The organism is Kitasatospora sp. NPDC087271 (genome assembly GCF_044744605.1).
In the GTDB taxonomy this organism is placed as follows: domain Bacteria; phylum Actinomycetota; class Actinomycetes; order Streptomycetales; family Streptomycetaceae; genus Kitasatospora.
This window is the reverse complement of sequence record NZ_JBIUYQ010000018.1, coordinates 119,069-136,731: the sequence shown is the minus strand read 5'-3', so window position 1 is coordinate 136,731 and position 17,663 is coordinate 119,069. Positions and strand designations below refer to the sequence as shown.

At 72.4% G+C, this 17,663-nt stretch carries 15 protein-coding genes; 6 read left to right on the top strand and 9 right to left on the bottom strand.

Annotated features, from left to right (window positions below):
* The first annotated feature begins 69 nt into the window (after positions 1 to 69).
* The gene (locus tag ACIO9K_RS27185) at positions 70 to 1,452 is read left to right on the top strand and encodes an amino acid permease (protein ID WP_363586029.1); all 1,383 of its coding nucleotides are present in this window, start codon (positions 70 to 72) and stop codon (positions 1,450 to 1,452) included.
* Between the two features lie 237 nt (positions 1,453 to 1,689).
* Positions 1,690 to 2,109 (top strand): hypothetical protein, encoded by a 420-nt coding sequence (locus ACIO9K_RS27180; protein WP_363620986.1) that lies wholly within the window; start codon positions 1,690 to 1,692, stop codon positions 2,107 to 2,109.
* Between the two features lie 66 nt (positions 2,110 to 2,175).
* Here ACIO9K_RS27180 and ACIO9K_RS27175 read toward each other — a convergent pair whose 3' ends face one another.
* The 6 genes from ACIO9K_RS27175 to ACIO9K_RS27150 form a co-directional block, all read right to left on the bottom strand.
* Positions 2,176 to 4,011 (bottom strand): ABC transporter ATP-binding protein, encoded by a 1,836-nt coding sequence (locus tag ACIO9K_RS27175; protein ID WP_363620984.1) that lies wholly within the window; start codon positions 4,009 to 4,011, stop codon positions 2,176 to 2,178.
* A 1,451-nt stretch (positions 4,012 to 5,462) separates the two neighbouring features.
* Positions 5,463 to 6,113 carry a VWA domain-containing protein gene (locus ACIO9K_RS27170; protein WP_363585981.1) on the bottom strand — a complete coding sequence of 217 codons (651 nt, stop codon included), beginning with the start codon at positions 6,111 to 6,113 and terminating at the stop codon, positions 5,463 to 5,465.
* A 16-nt stretch (positions 6,114 to 6,129) separates the two neighbouring features.
* Positions 6,130 to 7,275, bottom strand: a complete 1,146-nt coding sequence (locus ACIO9K_RS27165) for a hypothetical protein (protein ID WP_400333832.1) — start codon at positions 7,273 to 7,275, stop codon at positions 6,130 to 6,132.
* The gene (locus tag ACIO9K_RS27160) at positions 7,272 to 8,474 is read right to left on the bottom strand and encodes a protein phosphatase 2C domain-containing protein (protein WP_400333829.1); all 1,203 of its coding nucleotides are present in this window, start codon (positions 8,472 to 8,474) and stop codon (positions 7,272 to 7,274) included. Before ACIO9K_RS27160 ends, ACIO9K_RS27165 begins: the two co-directional genes overlap by 4 nt.
* Complete coding sequence (locus tag ACIO9K_RS27155) at positions 8,471 to 8,887, bottom strand: hypothetical protein (protein ID WP_400333826.1); 417 nt, start codon at positions 8,885 to 8,887, stop codon at positions 8,471 to 8,473. The genes ACIO9K_RS27160 and ACIO9K_RS27155 overlap by 4 nt, the downstream gene beginning before the upstream one ends.
* 7 nt (positions 8,888 to 8,894) lie before the next feature.
* Positions 8,895 to 9,638 (bottom strand): hypothetical protein, encoded by a 744-nt coding sequence (locus ACIO9K_RS27150; protein ID WP_363620976.1) that lies wholly within the window; start codon positions 9,636 to 9,638, stop codon positions 8,895 to 8,897.
* 173 nt (positions 9,639 to 9,811) lie between these two features.
* Here ACIO9K_RS27150 and ACIO9K_RS27145 point away from each other — a divergent pair, with 173 nt between their 5' ends.
* The 3 genes from ACIO9K_RS27145 (at position 9,812) to ACIO9K_RS27135 (ending at position 13,485) form a co-directional block, all read left to right on the top strand.
* On the top strand, positions 9,812 to 10,546 hold the full coding sequence (locus ACIO9K_RS27145; RefSeq protein ID WP_363620974.1) for a Crp/Fnr family transcriptional regulator: 735 nt from the start codon (positions 9,812 to 9,814) through the stop codon (positions 10,544 to 10,546).
* Positions 10,547 to 10,627: 81 nt separating this feature from the next.
* Positions 10,628 to 13,201 carry a hypothetical protein gene (locus tag ACIO9K_RS27140; RefSeq protein ID WP_400333822.1) on the top strand — a complete coding sequence of 858 codons (2,574 nt, stop codon included), beginning with the start codon at positions 10,628 to 10,630 and terminating at the stop codon, positions 13,199 to 13,201.
* Between the two features lie 32 nt (positions 13,202 to 13,233).
* Positions 13,234 to 13,485: a hypothetical protein gene (locus tag ACIO9K_RS27135; protein ID WP_363620969.1), complete on the top strand. Its 252-nt coding sequence runs from the start codon at positions 13,234 to 13,236 to the stop codon at positions 13,483 to 13,485.
* Here the strand turns inward: ACIO9K_RS27135 and ACIO9K_RS27130 are convergent.
* Positions 13,476 to 14,270: an FHA domain-containing protein gene (locus tag ACIO9K_RS27130; protein WP_363620967.1), complete on the bottom strand. Its 795-nt coding sequence runs from the start codon at positions 14,268 to 14,270 to the stop codon at positions 13,476 to 13,478. The genes ACIO9K_RS27135 and ACIO9K_RS27130 overlap by 10 nt on opposite strands.
* A 141-nt stretch (positions 14,271 to 14,411) precedes the next feature.
* Between ACIO9K_RS27130 and ACIO9K_RS27125 the strand changes: the two genes are divergently transcribed.
* Entirely contained in the window at positions 14,412 to 16,124 is a 1,713-nt protein-coding gene (locus tag ACIO9K_RS27125; RefSeq protein ID WP_363620965.1) for a protein kinase domain-containing protein, read from the top strand.
* A gap of 447 nt (positions 16,125 to 16,571) precedes the next feature.
* Here ACIO9K_RS27125 and ACIO9K_RS27120 read toward each other — a convergent pair whose 3' ends face one another.
* Together ACIO9K_RS27120 and ACIO9K_RS27115 are read right to left on the bottom strand one after the other, a co-directional pair.
* On the bottom strand, positions 16,572 to 17,306 hold the full coding sequence (locus ACIO9K_RS27120) for an SDR family oxidoreductase (RefSeq protein ID WP_400333817.1): 735 nt from the start codon (positions 17,304 to 17,306) through the stop codon (positions 16,572 to 16,574).
* Complete coding sequence (locus tag ACIO9K_RS27115; protein WP_363620961.1) at positions 17,303 to 17,569, bottom strand: Atu4866 domain-containing protein; 267 nt, start codon at positions 17,567 to 17,569, stop codon at positions 17,303 to 17,305. The genes ACIO9K_RS27120 and ACIO9K_RS27115 overlap by 4 nt, the downstream gene beginning before the upstream one ends.
* Between the last annotated feature and the right edge of the window lie 94 nt (positions 17,570 to 17,663).

The window sequence follows — 17,663 nt, the reverse complement described above, 5'->3', positions numbered from 1 at the left end:
CCACCCGGTTCGAGCATGAACGGTGGCTCCACCGAGCACGCGCAGGACCACGAAAGGCGCACCACCCTCATGCAGACCAGCCCGGCCGCACCCCGGCAGGCGACCCGACCGAGCCCGCCGGAGACCCCGGAAGCGGTCACCGCGACGCCCCGCAAGGGCGGCCGCTTCGGCCTGCCGACCGCCACCGCCCTGGTGATGGGCAACATCATCGGCGGCGGCATCTTCATGATCCCCGCCGCCGTGGCCCCCTACGGGACGGTCAGCCTGGTCTCCTTCGTCGTCCTGACCGTGGGCGCGATCGCACTCGCGCTCGTCTTCGGGCAGCTCGCGCGCCGCAACCCGCGCACCGGCGGGCCGTACGTCTACGCCCGGGAGGCCTTCGGGGACTTCGCCGGGTTCCTGTCGGCCTGGTCGTACTGGATCACCACCTGGGTCAGCAACGCCGCGCTCGCGGTCGCCGCCGTCGGCTACCTCGACGTGCTGCTGCCCGTCGGCCACTCCATCGGGCTCAGCATCGCCGCCGCGATGGCCTTCCAGTGGCTGCCCGCGCTGGCGAACCTGGCCGGCACCCGCTACGTCGGCGCCGTCCAACTCGTCTCCACCGTCCTCAAGTTCATCCCGCTACTGCTGGTCGCGGTGGGCGGCCTGGGCTTCTTCGACGCGCGCAACCTGGGCCCCTTCGACGCCACCGGGCACGGCTGGGCCGGCGGGATGACGGCGGCCGCGGCCATCCTGCTCTTCAGCTACCTGGGCGTGGAGTCGGCCGCGATGAGCGCCGGCCAGGTCCGCGATCCGGAGCGCAACGTCGGGCGGGCCAGCGTGCTCGGCACGGCCGGTGCGGCGGTGGTCTACCTGCTGGGCACGCTCGCGGTCTTCGGCACCGTCGCCCACGACCGGCTGATCCACTCCACCGCGCCGTTCTCGGACGCCGTGGACGCCATGTTCGGCGGCACGTGGGGCGGCACGGCCATCGCCGTCGCCGCACTCGTCTCGATGACCGGCGCGCTCAACGGCTGGACGCTGCTGGCCGCCCAGGCGCCGTACGCGGCCGCCAAGGACGGGCTGTTCCCGGCCGCCTTCGCCAAGGAGCGGCGCGGCGTCCCGGTGTTCGGCGTCGTGACCAGCGTCGCACTGGCCTCGGTGCTGACCATCCTCAACTTCGCCACCGGCGCCAAGGGCGCGTTCGACATCCTGGTGCTGGTCACCACCTTCACCGCGACCGTCCCGTACCTGCTCTCCACCGCCGCGCAGCTGTACTGGCTGGTGCGCGGCATGCCCGACAAGGTCTCCGGGGGTCGGCTCGCCCGGGACGCGGTGCTGGGCCTGGGCGCCTTCGGCTTCTCCCTGTGGCTGGTGGCCGGCGCCGGTTACGCGGCCGTCTACCAGGGCGTGCTGTTCCTGTTCGCCGGGATCCTGGTCTACGTCTGGATGGCGGCCCGCCGCCGGGACTGACGGCCCGGAGGCCGGGGCCGCGGCGGCTCGGAGTGACGGGTTCCTGACGGATCGTCACGCACCTTGCCCGGAGCGGCGGATGTGGACATCCTTGGCCGGAGGTTTCCCTCCCGGGCGGCTCCGCGCCATCGGCCGGCCCGCCCGCGCCGGATAGACGGGAGGCCGGAACCTCCGCACCCTGCACCGCCGTTCTGCGCGAACCTCCGTTTCCGTGAACCTTCGAGTACCGGGAGTGCCATGAAGATCCTGAGGCTGTTGACAGCCCCCGCCGCCGTCCTCGCCCTGACCGCCGGCACCGTCACCACCGCCGCGGCGGCCCCGGCGCGGCCGGCCCTGGCCGACGTCGTGGTCCTCGGCCCCGCCGCCAACGGCCAGACCGTGCAGGTTCACCCGGGCGACGTGGTCCAGATCGACCTGCCTCCCTACCGCGACTACACCGTCACCTGGCTGTCGTCCGTCCCGGCGACGACCGTGCCCTCGGTACTACCGCAGACCTCGGGCAGCACCGACCCCGGCAACACCGCGCACGCGACCTTCAACGCGGCCACCGCCGGGACGAGCGACATCACCTGGATCTGGCGGTGCGCCTTCCCGGACCGCGGCTCGGTCTGCCCGCCGTTCGTCTACTACCTGCGGACCACCATCGTCGTCTCCTGACCGCACGCACCCGAACGGCCGGGATCCGCAGCCTGCGGATCCCGGCCGTTCGGGTGGGGGCGAAGGTCACCCGGGCCCGCGGCCCCGCTCACCGGGAAGCCGCGCCTCGGACACGTTCACCGCGACGGCCTCCGGGCGCCCGGCGGCCGATTCCGCGAAGCGGGCGCGGGGCCGCGGGGCGTCCGGCGGCTGGAGGGTGAGGACGTGGTCGGCCAGCGGGAGGAAGGCCGGGTCGTGGGTGATCAGGATCGTGGTGCGGCCCGCCATCAGGCGGCGCAGCGGCGGGATCAGCTGCTGGACGGTCTTCGGGTCCAGGCCGGTGGTGGGTTCGTCCAGGACGAGGACCGGCGCGCCGCGCAGGAAGGCCCGGGCGATGGCGACGCGCTGGGCCTGCCCGCCGGAGAGCTGGAAGCCCTCGTCGCCGATGACCGTGCCGTACCCCTGCGGCAGTGCGGTGATGAAGCCGTGGGCGCCCGCGCTGCGGGCGGCGCGTTCGATGTCACCCTGCGGGGCGTCGGGCCTGCCGTAGGCGATGTTGTCCCGGATGGTCGCGTGGAACAGCTGCGCCTGCTGGGGCAGGAAGCTCATCGCCGCACGCAGCGAGGCGATGGTCAGGTCCTGGATGTCGGTGCCGTCGAGGCGGACGGTACCGGCCTGCGGGTCCAGGAAGCGGACCAGGAGCTTGGCGAGCGTGGACTTGCCGCTGCCGCTGGGGCCGATGACGGCCAGGACCTTGCCGGGACTGACGTCGAAGCTGACGTCGGACAGCACCGGGGCGTCGTGGCTGCCGGCGTAGGCGACGTGGACGCCATCGAAGGAGACCCGGCCGCGGACCGCGCCGGCGTCCCGCGCGGCGGGGCTCTCCCGGACCGGACTGGACAGGTCGTGGATCTCCAGCAGGCGCTCGCCCGAGGCGCAGGCCGCGCCCGCGAGCGGGACGAGCCCGGCGAGTTGCTGGATCGGCTCGAACAACTGCGCCATGAAGGCGGCGAAGGCGAGCAGACCACCCAGGCTCAGCCCGCCGTGGATCACCTGGAGGGCTCCGACGCCCACCACGACCAGACCGGCGAGCATCTGGAGGACGTTGAGGAGGGGCTGGTAGAGGTCGGACATCCGGGCGGCGGAGAGCTCGGCGTCCAGCAGGGCCTTTCCCTCGCGGTGCACCCGCTCGACCTCGCGCTCCTCCTGGCCGCAGGTGCGGGTGACCACCACGTTGCGCAGCGTCTCCTCCAGCAGCGCGGTGACGCCGCCGGCGCGGCGCTGGACCTGCCGCTCCCGGATGCGGATGCGGCGCCCGAAGAAACCGGTGGTGAGGATGAACAGCGGCGCGACGATCAGCGCCGCCAGGGTGAGGGGCCAGCTCAGGTAGAACGCCGCGCCGGCGAACAGCACCAGGCTGACCGAGGCCACCGCGCCCTCGACCAGGCCGGTCGCGACCATCTGCTCGATCGTCGCGATGTCGGCGGTCATCCGGGCCACCAGGTCGCCGCGCCAGCGGGTCTCCAGGGTGTCGGGCGGCAGGCTGTGCAGATGGGCCAGTGTGCCGGTACGGAGCCGGAGCAGGTACCGCTCCGCGATCCAGGTGCCGGTGTAGGTGCCCGCGAAGGTGAACAGCGCCGCCGCCGCGGCCGCGGCGAGCATCGTGCCGCCGAGCGGCCAGAACTCGGCGAAGTGCCGAGGCACCAGGACCTCGTCGATCAGGTCCTTGAACATCCAGACCGAGACGACCTCGCCGAAGGCGCCGAGCACGAGCAGCACCGCGCTCAGCGGCAGCCAGCGCAAGTCCGGTCTGACCCACGGCCAGAACCGCCGGAACAGCTCGCGCAGCGAGATGGCGGGCGAGTCCGCCACCGGCCCCTGGTCGATGGCCCGGTCGGCTGCCCGGTCCTCCGGACCCCCCATGGGCGTCGCACCGTGCATGGAGGAACCCCACTCAGGATGAGGGGCCGGCGGTGATACCGCCGGCCCCAGGGATGGGTGTCATGCCGGACTGTTAAGCACAGCCCGGACCGCCCTTATCTGTCACCAGAAGCCAAACCGACGACGGCGGCCGTGGCGACGGCGGCGACGGTCACGTTCACGTCCGCGACCGCGGTCCCTGCGGTTGAAGTAACTCATCACGACTCCATTTCTTCCCTTGCATTGGCACGCCGCACGTCCACGGCCGACGCCGACGGCGCGGACCCGGGGAGCACGACAGAGACTGCCGTTGCCGTGAGACAGCCCTAAGCGGCGGGCACGTCAGGGATGTGCCTGCCAGAGCCGTTCTCACATCTCCAGTATCCGCCTGACGCCCCCGCTCGCAGCTTCTGGACCGCAACCGCGACCGGTCCTCGGCATGCGAAGGGCCACCGGACGCGGCCGCCCGACCCCCGCCCCGGCGGCCGGATCCGGCCCTCCCGACCGGCCCCCCGACGAGCCGGGTCGGGCGAGCAGCCGCCCGGGCGGTTCGGCGACTGACCCGCCGTCAAGTGCCGTTCGTCCGGCGTCTCGAAACAGCCGCACCCGCGCACCGGGCGCCGCCGCCCACCGGTCGACCGCAGGCCCCCGCGACGACGGCGTCGGCACGAGCCCCCGGCCCTCGCGCCCCCTCCTCGAAGACCCCCGCCCGGGCCGCCGACCCCGCCCGCCGACGCCTACCCGGATGGCGCAGCCGACCGACGGGGCGGGGGTGCGCACCCCCGCGCGGCGAGAGGCGAGCCCCCGCGTCGAGCCCCGCGGGAACCACCGGAACGCGGCCCCGGCGCCGCCTGCGCCACGGCGAGTCCGCCCTGAGGAGGCGCCCCGCAGCCGCCTTCCGGGCGACTCCGGGGCCCACGAGAACCCGAAGCGACTGCGTTCGGGTGACGGCGCCACCATCAGCGGCACCCTCGCCCCACTCCCCGGCCCACTCCCCGGCCCACTCCCCGGCCCGCCCGCCGGCTGCCCGTGCTGCTCGGCTCCTCGGTGGCCCCGCCGGTATCGCGGCTACGGGACGGCATTCCTCGTCGCAGGAGTCCTCGTCACAGGAGTCCTCGTCCGGGATGCCCCGTTCCCTGGAGGATGCTCCGAAGGAGACACCGGTGCGGTGGGGGTGGTCGTCGGCTCGGGCAGCTGGGTGGGTGAGGCCGAGAGCGGGCAACTCGGCGACGGCACCGCGGCGGGCGAGGGGGCCTCAGGGGTCGGGGTCGGTTGTACCGGCACCGGCGTCGCCGGGTACGAGGCGCCTCCGCCCTCGTTCGTCGAGGGGCCGCCGAGATGGCCCGCCACCTCGACCACGCCGCCGCAGGCGAGCAGCACCGCGGCCAGCACGGACAGCCCTGCGGAGGCCCGCAGCGCCCGGGGCGCCGTGGTTCGCGGGTCGGTGTCCACGCTCAGTCCACGTATTCCTGGGCGACCTGCACGTACTCGAAGCCCTTGACGTCGGTGGCGATGTGCATCTGACCGGTTTGCGAGGAGGCGATCAGGGTGTTGAGCAGGCCGGTGATCGCCCCGCTCAGCGCCGACTCGGTGTCCGAACCGTCGGCGATGAACAGCGCCTTGGTCGCCACCTCCTTCAGCACGTCGCGCCTGGCGGCGCCGAAGCCGTAGGCGATCACGTGCGGGTGGCGCGGCCAGTTCCGGTCCACCAGCGCGCGGAAGGAGTCCCGCCACTTCGCGTCGGTCGGGGCGCCGTCGGTCAGGAAGAAGATCGCCGGCCGCAGCACGCTGTACTGCTGCGCCCGCAGGCTGCTCACGTCCTGTTCGATGCTCTGCCGCAACTGGTCGAAGGCCTTGCCGTACTCGGTGCCCCCGCCGCAGATCACTTCGGGCATGCTCGGGACCTGCTCCATGTCCGACATCGGGATCACCACGTGCACGTCGGTGGAGAAGGCGACCACGCTGACCCTGGCGAACTCCGAGACGCGCGGATTCGTCGCCAGGTTGTAGTGCAGACGCGAGAGGGTCGCGTTGAGCACCGCCTCGTGCGGCTTCATCGACGAGGAGGCGTCGATCACCACGTAGGTGGGCAGGCAGAGTGACATCGTGTGCACCTCTGAGCTAGTGGTTGGAGGCGATGATGATGACCAGGATCACGACGAAGGCGAGCACCCAGATCCACTTGGTGGACGAGCCGGTCGCGGGCTTCTTCTTCTCCTCGACCGCGCTGATGCGGGTGACGGTGACGGTGGGGGGCTCCGGGATCGCGTGCGGCGCGGACCGCGGAAGCACCACCGTCGGCTGCTTCGGGGGCAGTTGGGGCAGCGGCGTACGTGTCGGACGCGGCACGGCCCTGAGGTAGGGCCCGTTGTTCAGCGCCTGGTTCAACTGGGCGGCCGCGGGCCGTCGCTCCCGGTCGGTCGCGAGCAGCATGTCCAGCAGGACCTCGGACACGGCGGGCTGGTTCGGCCAGTGGGACGCGGCGACGCCGTGGAAGGTGCTCGCGTCGCGCCGGCCGGTCAGGCACTTGGCGACGAGCAAGGCGAGCCGGTAGCGGTCGGTGTACTGGTCCGCGTCGGAGCCCGGCGGCGTGAGCGGGTCGGCCCAGTTCGGCTGGTGGATGTCGGGCATCTTCTTCGGCTGGCAGCCGTCGACGTCGATCAGGTAGACGGAACGCCCCTCCGGGCTCCAGAAGGCGTTGGAGAACGACCAGTCCGAGTAGACCAGGCCCAGGCCCTCCAGGATCGCGGCGAGCTCCGTCAGTTGACGGCAGGCAGCCAGTCGGCCCTCGAATCCGGGACAGGGCAGGCCGACGCCCCGGATCGACTCGTCGGACTTCGCCAGCCAGTCGATCTCCAGGAACCGGCGCTCGCTGAACTTGCCGCGCCGCAGCTCGGAACGGTACTGCTCGGGCGCCATCGGGATCACGCACCCGACGGCCGGGTTGCCGGGCTCGCGGATCCGGGCCGCGGGCCAGCACGTCCCGGCGTACAGGGTCGCCCGCTCCGCCTCCGGCAGCGTGTCCGGAGCCGAGATCAGCAGGTCGATCCGGCGGCCGTCCTCCTGGTGCGGGCCGGGCCGGTAGAGCTTGGCCAGCCAGCCCGGATGGCCCGTCAGCGGCCGTACGGCGACGGCCTGGCCGTTGTGTTCGGAGATCGGCTCGGCGAGCGGTCCGAGATCGCCGAGGCCCACGGTCCTCGGCAACGCCCAGCCCCGCGGGTCCACCGCCGGGGCGTCTTCGCCGGCGACGGGATCGGAGTCGGTCATGTCCCGCTGCCGTTCCACACCACGACGGCGGTGCGGTCGTCGAGGCACTGCGGTGCGTCGAAGCCCACGTCGGCGGTGAACCGGGTGGCCGGGACCGGCGAGCGCCAGGCGTTCGCGAAGTACTCGTTGACGTTGCCCGCCCGGTCCGCCCACGCGTCGCCGATCCCGTCCGTGACCAGGGCGAGGGCGGCACCGGACGCCAGGGTGACGTAACCGTCCACGGCCAGGTGCGGCGTGTCCGGCAGTCGGCCGGCGACCTCGTTGGAGACCACCACGGCCGCGCGGTCCTTGGCTTCGCCGGCGGAGAACCGCCACAGCGGGACGCGCGGGTCGAGTGTCCAGGCCGAACTGTCACCGAGCCAGCCGACCCATGCCCGCGCCACGCCGTGCGCGTCCGGCTCGGCGATCACCGCGGTGATCAGCACGGTCGCCAGGTGCGAGGTGCCGACGCCGCGTCCGGCCGCGTGCGCGGCGATCGATTCCGCGACCCGCCCGTACAGCGCCTTGACGTCGAGCCGGTCGAAGCCGACCGCCTCGATCTGCTCGCGCAGCAGGGTGACGGCCTGGCTGGAGGCCGCGGTGGCCCCGACGTCGGACCAGGCCGCGCTGGACAGGCCGTCGGCCACGGCCACGATCGCGTACCGGCTGTCCGGGCTCCGCCCGATCCGGTAGGAGTCCTGTCGCGGCTCGGCGGGCCGGCCGCAGCGGTGGCCGGGCCCGACGACGGAGGCGGCGCGGATGGTGAGGGCACCGACCGTGGCTTCGTCGGCGGCGATGCCGTTCTGCACCGTGCGCTCCGGCAGCATCCAGGGATAGCCCTGTGCCCGCGCGCCTTCACCGAAGCGGGGCACGCTCAGGTCGGTCGGCCTCTCGCGCAGGAACGGCCGGGGCCTGCCTGGCTGGGCCGTCGACACCGCCGGTGCCGCGACGAAGCGGCAGACCGGCGCCGTCGCGTCGGGCCGGGGCCCCCGTTCGGGCCGGTCCCGCTGCCGGGCGGGCGTCGCGGCGGCCTCGGACCCCAGTGCGGCCGCCGCGCCGACGACGCCCACCGCCGCGAGGGCGAACGCGTCCACCAGCCAGCCGTAGTGCCGGTGCGGCGTGCCGACCTCGGCGCAGGCCCCGATGACGACGGCTGCGAGCAGCCCCGCCCGCACCCAGCCGTCCGTCAGGCCGTCCCGCCGGCCGTCGCCCCCGCTCACGGCCGTTCCTCACGATCGCGGGACCTCGGCCCGGAGGCGAAGTGCTGGTCACCGTGCTGCACCGCGAACACCTCGCCGGAACCGGTGGCGGAGTTGACCTGGACCACGACGTCCGGCCGTTGCTCGGTCCGCAGCGTCGCCAGAGCTGTGACGTCCTGGGCCAGAGCCGGGTTCCGGTCCAGCAACTGGAACAGGGCCTCGGTCCAGAAGTCCACGGCAGCGGCGTCGACCGCTCCCCTCGTGGCGGTCGACCCCCGCTCCAGCGCGGCGGACAGTTCCCTGCGGCGGCTGCCGTGGGCCCGGGCGATGACGCCGCTCATCAGTCGCCTCGCCTCGTTCCACAGATCGGTGCCCATCGCGGACACCAGAGCGGTGGCTCCGCTCGCGGCCAGCTCGGCGAGTTCCTGGTTCATCGACGCTTCAGCCCCGTTCGTTGTAGTGGATGCACTGGTCACCTTCGCCGACGGCGAAGACCGTGCCGTTCCCCGTGGCTCGGACGAGTTGCTTCACTGACGGCGGCTCGGCTTCCGCAGGCCGCTCGCGGGAGCCGGACTCCGGGCCGGGACCGCCGTGCGGCCCGACCGGGCTGCCCGGGTACCAGAGCCAGGCCCGTGCGGCGTACTCCTTGACCCGGACCTCGGCCGCGGTGAAGGCGCCGGCTTCGAGCCCCTCGTAGCCGTGCCCGACCGTCTCCTCGTAGTAGTGCTGCGACAGCATCGCGGCCACCGGGGTGCCGTCCGGACCGTCCAGGGCCGCATGCCGCAGCGGGGGCGAGTCGAGCAGCCGGGCGAGCGCCTCGAACGGGGTGCCGGAGACGGTGCCGTCCGGATCGACCCGGACCTCCCCCGCGTGCGCGGCGGCCCGTACCCGCAGCAGGGCGTCCGGGCCGGCGTGCCGGTTGTGCTCGCGGATCCGCGAGCCCAGCTCCGGCAGCAGCGGGACCAGCAGTCCGGCCTTGGGCAACCCGGCCGGGGCGACGAGCCGGCAGCCGTCGCCGGTGTCCACGTACGCGAAGTCCCGCCGGTCCAGCTCCGCGACGCCGAGGGCGCCGAACAGCGCGGACCGCAGCACGCCGCGGATCTCCTGCAACCGCTGCTGACCGCGGCCCGCGGAACCCGCGATGTCGCACGCCAGCAGAGCTCGGTACTCGTACCTCGGATTCACATTCCCTCCGCGATCACGACGAGGGCCGGCAGTTCGAAGATCGATCTGCCGTCGGCACCGAATTCCCGGTGCCGACACGATGGTTAACCAGAACGTAGGGGAGGGGTCCTCGGGTAAACCGGCTACTAATACGGCTTGTCCGGCTTCGGCCGGACGAGGAGGAGGAGTGACCGATGAGCAACACACGGATGCGCGGGGCCGGGGCCTACTGGCCGACGACCGGGCTGCTCGGCCGGGTCGGCGAGGCCGATCGCCGAGTCCTGCTGGGGCTCGGCCACGGCGTGGTCTACCCGGCCGGTCAGATCACCATCCGCGAGGCCGACACCTCGGACTTCTCGCTGCTCCTGATCGGCGGCACGGTGAAGGTCACCGCGCACGCACAGGACGGTCGGGACGCGCTGCTGGCCGTACGGATGGCCGGGGACCTCGTCGGGGAGTTCGCCGGGATCGACGGTCAGCCGCGCATCGGCACCGTGACCGCCTGCGGCCGGGTGCTGGCCCGCTACATCCTGCCCACCGAACTGCTGGCGTGCACGAAGCAGCACCCCGCCATCGGGCTCGCACTCAACGCGAGCGTGGTGGCCAAGCTGCGCACGGCGACCAGCCGGATCGTCGACTTCACCGGTTGCGACGTGCTCGGGCGGCTGGCCAGGATCCTGCACCACCTCGCCGTCACCTACGGGCGCCCCGGCCGCAACGAAGCCCATCTCCCGCTGTCACAGCCGGAGATGGCCACACTGGTCGGCGCCGCGGAGTCGTCGATCCACAAGGCCCTGCGGGCCCTGCGGGAGTCGGGCGCGGTCGTCACGGGCTACCGCAGGATCACGATCCTCGACCTGGATCACCTCGCCCGGATCGCCGCCGCGACCGAACCGGCCGGTTCGCGGGCGATCTCACCAAACAGGTAAAAGCGCCGGGTTCCGACGACGGGTCGGCGCCAGCATGACCGAGTGCCGGGACCCGAGCGTTGGAGAGGACCGGAGAAACAGATGCCAGAGAACAACGGTGCTCCGGACGGCTCCGCGCGCATCCGGGCGGGCGACGTGTCCGGAACGATGATCGTCGGCAACCGGAACACCGTGACCAACCTGAACATCACCACCGGACACGGTTCGGCCATCACCGTGAACGCGGGGCCTCCGCCGAACCCGGTCAAGCGTCAGCCGATCTCCCACCTGCCGCGTTCCGCCGCCGATCCGCTGATCGGCCGGGAGCGGGAGCTCCAGGCACTGCAACAGGCCATCGGAGCACGCCAGTTGGTGCAGATCTGGGGCGCCTCCGGGGTCGGCAAGAGTGCGCTGCTGCGCCACCTCGCCCGCACCCTGCCACGCGGGCCCGAAGGCGCGGCCTACATCGAAGCCGGCGGACGGACGGCCGACGACCTCGCGCAGGCGATCTTCGACATCAGCTTCGACGCGCCGAACTACAAGCCGTCACTGGAGGTGTTGAAGGAGCACCTGAAGACCCTGCGGCTGCGGATCTACCTGGACGACGCGGGGCTCGACGAGAAGGACCTGCACCGGCTCTTCGACCTGGCCGAGCACTCCACGTTCGTCTTCACCTCGCAGCGCCGGTCGTCGGTCACCGGCGTCCACCCGATCCGACTCGACGGACTGACGGCCCCGGCAGGGGTGGTCCTGGTGCAGACGGTCCTGGCCCGCGCGCTGCGGCCGGACGAAGCGCGGACCGTGACGGCGCTGTGCGACGCCCTGCACGGCAATCCGCTCCGTCTGCGGCGCATCGCCCTGTCGGCCGCGACCGGCAAGGGCCTGCCGGGCATCGCCGACCTCCCCGCGCTCCTTCCCGCGCTGCTCAACAGGCTCCGGCCGGAGGAGCGCGACCTGCTGTACCTGCTCGGCTCGCTGTCGGGCGCCGAGTTGGCCGCCCGGCAGCTCGACGCCCTGCTCGGCCGGACGGACAGCGACGCGCTCGCCGGCGAACTGGTGCGGCACGGCCTGCTGGTCGCCTCGGAAACCGGCTACGGGTGTCCGCCGGACGTCGCCGAGTGCGTGCTCAAGAGCCGGATGACGCAGTTCCCCGCCGCGCCGCTCTGCCGGGCGCTCACCGCGTGGGTCGAGTCGCGGGAGACCACCCCGGACGAGGTCGCGGCCCACTTCCAGGCCCTGGACGTCGCGGTGCTGGGAGCGGAAAGGAGCGGACAGGCGCAGCTCGGCGTGGAGTTGGCCCGCGCCGCCTCGCCGAAACTGGCGCTCTCCCGGCAGTTCGACGCGTGGGGCAGCCTCCTCGGAGCCGGCTGGGCCGCCGCGAAGAGCGCGGGAGACCGCGCGGGCGAGGAGTTCTTCCTGGGGGAGGCGCGCACCCGCCGCAAGGCGATCGGCCGGGCGGCACTGACGACGGCCCTGGTGCTGGAGGCGGGGGTGCTCTGGCAGGAACTCGCCGCCCTGCAAGCGCACTCGGTGGCCCACCAGGCCGCCACGACGGCGATCACCACCGTGCCGCCGATCGATCCGGCCACCACGGCACACGCCGTCGGCCAGTCCCCGCTGATCACGCACCCGGCGGTCAGCCCGCCGACGGTCACCCACCCGGTCGTCCAGCCGGTCGTCCAACCACCGACCGTCACCCACCCGGTCGTCCAGCCGCCGACGGTCACCCACCCGGTCGTCCAACCACCGACCGTCACCCACCCCCTCCCCGCCTCCGGCGCTCCGGCGCCCGTGCACCCGCCGGGTACACCGCAGGTGATCGACCTGTCCCACTCCGCTCCGCAGCCCCCGGCCGGGGGCCATGTGGCCGGCGCACACTCCCCCTCGCAGGCGGCGCCGCACCGAATCGACCTCTCGGGGGCGCACCACTCCGCCGCCCAGCCGACGCACGCCGCGAGCGCCACCACCACGTCCAGCACGGGCCACGCGGTCACCACCGCCGGCGCAGCGGCCGCCAAGGGCGGAGCAGCCCTCGTCGTCGCCTGCGTGGTCGGCGCCTCAGCCGTACTCGGTGTGGGCGCCATGGTCTACACCCAGAACCAGTCGAACCTGGCTGAGCCGGCCCAGCCCACCTACTCGCCGGCCCCGCCTCCGAGGGTCTACACCCCCGCCCCGCCGGTCTACACTCCCGCCCCGCCGGCCCCGTCTCCGAAGGTCTACACCCCCAAGCCGCCGGTCCCTGCCCCCGTCGTCACACCGGACCCCGTCGATCCCGTGTGCGCAACGGTGGTACCGGAGTTGGGAAAAGAGACCCGGCAGCACAACGCCGACCTGACCGCCGTTCACAGCGCCTTCGACTCGTACAACAACGCCGTAGCCGCGTACAACTCTCGACGGACCTCCACCGTTCCCGACGACAGCACGGTGAAATCCCGTATCGACATCATCCTCAAAGACCTGCGCGCCAGCGAGTCCACGTTGCGGGGAGCCCTCTCGCAAGCGCGGGACGGATCCGTGGTATCCGACCTCAAGGGCCTTCTGACCGCTAGCCAGCAGGAGGAGAACCAGTTCCGCGCGGCTCGGAACGATCTCACCACCGGCTACAACACGGCCAGCCAGGCTTCGGCATACAACTCGGCCTGGCAGAGTCTGGCGATCCACTGCATCGCCTGGTAATCCGCCACAAGACCGACCAGGAAAGGCCGACCATGCCTGCGGAATCCACCCCCGGCACCATCCACGCCGGAGACGTCTCCGGCACCTTCATCGTGGGCGACAACAACCACGTGACGAACACGACGCACCACCCCGAGCAGCCGCAGCCCCAACCGCGCCAGCAGAACTCGGCCGAGGACCAGGCAGCCGTCTTCGCCGTGGAACACGGCACCATGCACGTCACCTACAACCACAACGCCGAAGCCGCGCCCGAGCCGGAGGCCCGAGAAACGCCTCAGCCCTGATCGGCCAGCAACTCCAGGTCCTGGGCGTTCAGCGTCGCCGTCTTCAGCAGTTCCCTGATCAGGTTGACGCTGAGCGTCGAGCCGACCGGCTCGCCGACCTCGTCGCGCGTCAGTCCGCGCACGCCCCGCCGGCGCAGCCGTTCGCGCACGTCCTCGACCGTGTTGGCGACCGACTTGTGGGTCCAGGACTTGGTCGCGTGGGGCGAGGCGTTGACCAGCCGGGCGGTCTCCTCCCAGGCCGACGGGAGCGGGAAGGCGTCCTGGCCCTCCAGGTAGCGCCGGGCGAGTGCGGTGAGCACCAGCCGCTCCTGCAGGGAGAGCAGGTAGACCGTCTCGGGGGCCGCGGTATCGGCGTTGCTCGTGGAACGGGGGTGCAGGTCATCCCCGTCCACGACGCGGACCTCCACCAGGTGGGACCGCCGCTTGGACGAGTTGATCACCAGCGGGGTGTACCCGGGCCCGATGATCCGCTTGTGGCTGGTGAGCATCAGCACGCCGTCGGGCAATTCGATCGGCAGACTGCCGGTGTTGACCAGCCACCAGTCGCCATCGGTGCCGGCGCGGGTGAAGACGCCGTGCCGACGGCTGACGGTCGGGTCGTCGACACCGACCGGTACGTGCACGTCCTCGCGGTCGCGCCCGAACAGCAGGGTGTACCGGCGCGGCGGCACGGCGTACCCGCCCTCCGGGCCGAGCACGAAGATCGTCCCCGGTGGCGCCGAGGGCACCCTGCCGGAAGGACTGCCCGGCGGCAGCATCTGAGGTGGGAAGTTCTCGTACGCCATCTCGCATACCTCCGCTTCGGCTCGCGCCAGTGTATGAGCGCACCGAGAGGACCAGTCCTCCTGCGGGCATGCGGCGTGTCGAGCCTGCGGAACCGCCAACTCCGCTTGTCCGGAGTGGACTTGCTCGATAGCCTGCCCGCCGTGAGCGAGATCAGTCGGCGGGCTGCCGCGATCGACAGCATGGTCGCCGAACCACTCGGTCCGGGCGATCCGCAGGAGATCGGCCGTTTCAGCATCATCGGCCTGCTCGGCACCGGCGGCATGGGCGAGGTCTACCTCGGGGTCTCGGACAGGGGCTACGCCGCTGTCAAGCTCGTCCGGCCGCGGCTGGTCCCCAGCGAGCGCTTCGACCGAGAGGTCGGCATCCTCTACCGTGTGCCGCTCGGAGTCGGACCGCGGGTGCTGGCGAGCGACGCCACTCCGGAACGCCCGTGGTTCGCCACCGAGTACGTCCCCGGGCTCACGGTGAACGAGGCGGTCCGGCTGCACGGCCCGCTGCCCGCCGAGGCGCTGTGGCTGCTGCTGGCCGAGACAGCCGCTCAACTGCGGTCCGTGCACGCGTCCGAGATCGCGCACCGCGACATCAAGCCCGCCAACGTCATGCTGGTGCGCGACGGCGTGAAGCTGATCGACTTCGGCATCGCGCGCGCCGCGGACCAGGCGAGGCTCACCGGGATCGGTGGCAGCTACGGAACACAGGGCTTCTCGGCACCGGAGCAGCAGGCCGGGGACGAGGACGTGGCAGCGCCCGCGGACGTCTACTCGCTCGCGGCGCTCCTGCTCTACGCCGCCTCGGGTCGCACACCCGGCGCCGCCTCCGACGTGGAGCCGCTGCGCGCCGTGGACGCCGACCTCGCCGCCCTCCTCGGGCCCTGTCTCGCCACCGACCCCGGAGCGCGCCCCACCGCCGACGAGATCGTCCTGGCGGCGCGCACGCACCGGCTCGCTCCTCCCCCGTCCTGGCCGCCTGAGGTCATGTCACGCATCGACGCTCGACGTGCCTTCGCCGAAACGCCGGTCGGCAAGCTGGAGACCGTCCCGCCACCGGATACGAGCACGGACCCGAAGCCTGACGTCGGGCCCGCACCCCTGGCATCACCTCGCCGCCCGCGCAAGCACCTGTTCCTGTTGCCGATCGCCGCGGCGACCGCCCTCGGCGCGGTCGCGGTGTTCGCCCTCAGCCCGTCCACCTCCCCGCAGCACCACAACGCGCAGGAGTCCAGCGGCGTGCCGGTCGCCGTCGAGCCCTTGGCCGGGGCGACGCCCGGGCCCTCCGCGAGCCCGAGCACCTCGATCTCCGCCACCGCCACCGCCACACCCTCTCCCCCGCCTTCAACCGTCCCGGCCGGCACCACGCGGACACCCTCCCCGAGCCTGCGGCCCTCGACCTTCGCCACCGCCAAACCCGCTACCCAGCCCCCGACCACCCCACCTGGCACGGCCACCCCACCGGGCACGGCCCCCGCCGCACCCTCAGCGGCTGCCCCCAGCCCCACCTCGTCATCGATCAGCGGCATCAACGGCAGCGACGACCCGGCACAGGTCAAGGGCTCCGAGGCGGACACCAGTTGGTTCGGCCCCGACGCCGCCTGTTCCGCCTGGCTGGACGACAACGGCTCCGGCTCGCTCGCGGGCGTGCTCAACACCTCCCTGGCCCAAACCTGCGTCGCCGAGCTCGCCCGCAGCGACGGCATCACGTACACCTTCCGCGCCTCCTTGGGCGCCGCGAAGACGAGCTTCGTCCCAGACATCGGCTACACGATGTGGATCTGCGTCTGGAACGCGAACAACCGGTCCGGCGAGCAGTGCTCCGCTCGCTTCGGCATGAACGGCACCACCCCGGTCCGCCGGTGAAACGAGGCTGCCGGAACGACTGCGGCCCGGGGCGGGATCATGCTCCTGACCTGGGCCGCAGTACGCGTCTCAGCTGTTCACGGGGTGGGCGCGGACGCTTTCGAACCGCCGACACCTGCTTCGTAAGTTCTCGCCGGCATCCGCAGATGCCGTCGGGGTCACTCCGACGACCGGCATACGGCCGAACGACGCACCAGCGGTGATCCCACTGTCCGAAGAGGCTTCACCGGACGGTCGGAACTCCAGCTGTAGAGGCCACCACCCGTGCAGGGCCGTCAGCAGATCATCGTCGGTCATATCGTCCCCGTCGGCCGATCTGAGCCTCGTGGTCCAGCGACCTGCCGGCTCGCCTGGAGACCGGTGGCGTCGGCGGTCACCAGCCGGGCGGGGCGGCCACCTGACCAGGGGGCGAGCGGGGCACCGTGACCGACGGGAACCCGTGGGCGGTCACTGGGCGCTCGCCGCGGGGCGGACGACGAGCTCGTTGACGTCGACCTGCCGGGGCTGGGACACGGCGTAGGCGATGGCCTCCGCGACGGCGGAGGCGGGCAGTGCCACTGCGCGGTACGCCCTCATGGCCTTCCTGGCGGTGGGGTCGGAGATGCCTTCGGCGAGTTCGGACTCGGTCACGCCTGGAGAGACGAGGGTGACCCGGATGTCTCCGGCGGACTCCTGGCGCAGCCCTTCGGAGATCGCGCGGACGGCGAACTTGGTGGCGCAGTAGACGGCGGCGGTGGGAGAGACCTCGTACGCGCCGACGGACGCGACGTTCACGAAGTGCCCGCCGCCCTGGGCCCGCATCACGGGCAGTGCGGCGGCGATGCCGTGCAGGACTCCCCGCAGGTTCACGTCGATCATGCGGTCCCACTCGTCCGTCCTCAGGGCCTCCAGGGGCGAGAGCGGCATGACTCCGGCGTTGTTGACCAGGACGTCGACCCGGCCGTAGCGCTCACGGGCGGCGGACACGAAGGCCTGGACGTCGGCGGCGTCCGTGACGTCGAGACGCCGGAACGCCGCGGTGCCGCCTGCGGCGGTGAGTTCGCCGGTGAGCGCGTCGAGGCGGTCGGTGCGCCGCGCGCCGAGGAACAGGTGGTGGCCGTCGGCGGCGAGGCTGCGCGCGGTGGCCTCGCCGATCCCGCTGCTTGCTCCGGTGACCAGTACGACCTTGGGTGTCTGCGTCATGCCTGCTTCTCCTCCCGGTGGAGCACGAGGTGTTCGTGGTGGAGGACTCCGTCTCGGATGTCACCCGTGGCGGTGAACCCGGTGTCGTCGACGTAGTCGATGTGATGGCCGGTGACCGTGTAGCGGCCCGTGTAGGCGCTGCGGCGGTGGCCGCGGGCCTCGTCGTATCGGCCGTCCGCCCGTAGTTCCCGACGGATGTGACCGTCCGCCGTCACCCACAAGCCGACCACGTCGGCCCGGCCCTCCTCGGTACTGCCCGTCAAGGACGGACTCCCTTCGTCGACGGATGCGGATCCGTTCCGCCAGACCGAGTCTGGGCGGGACGCGGGTGACCGGCCAGGACGTGCCTTGCCTGGG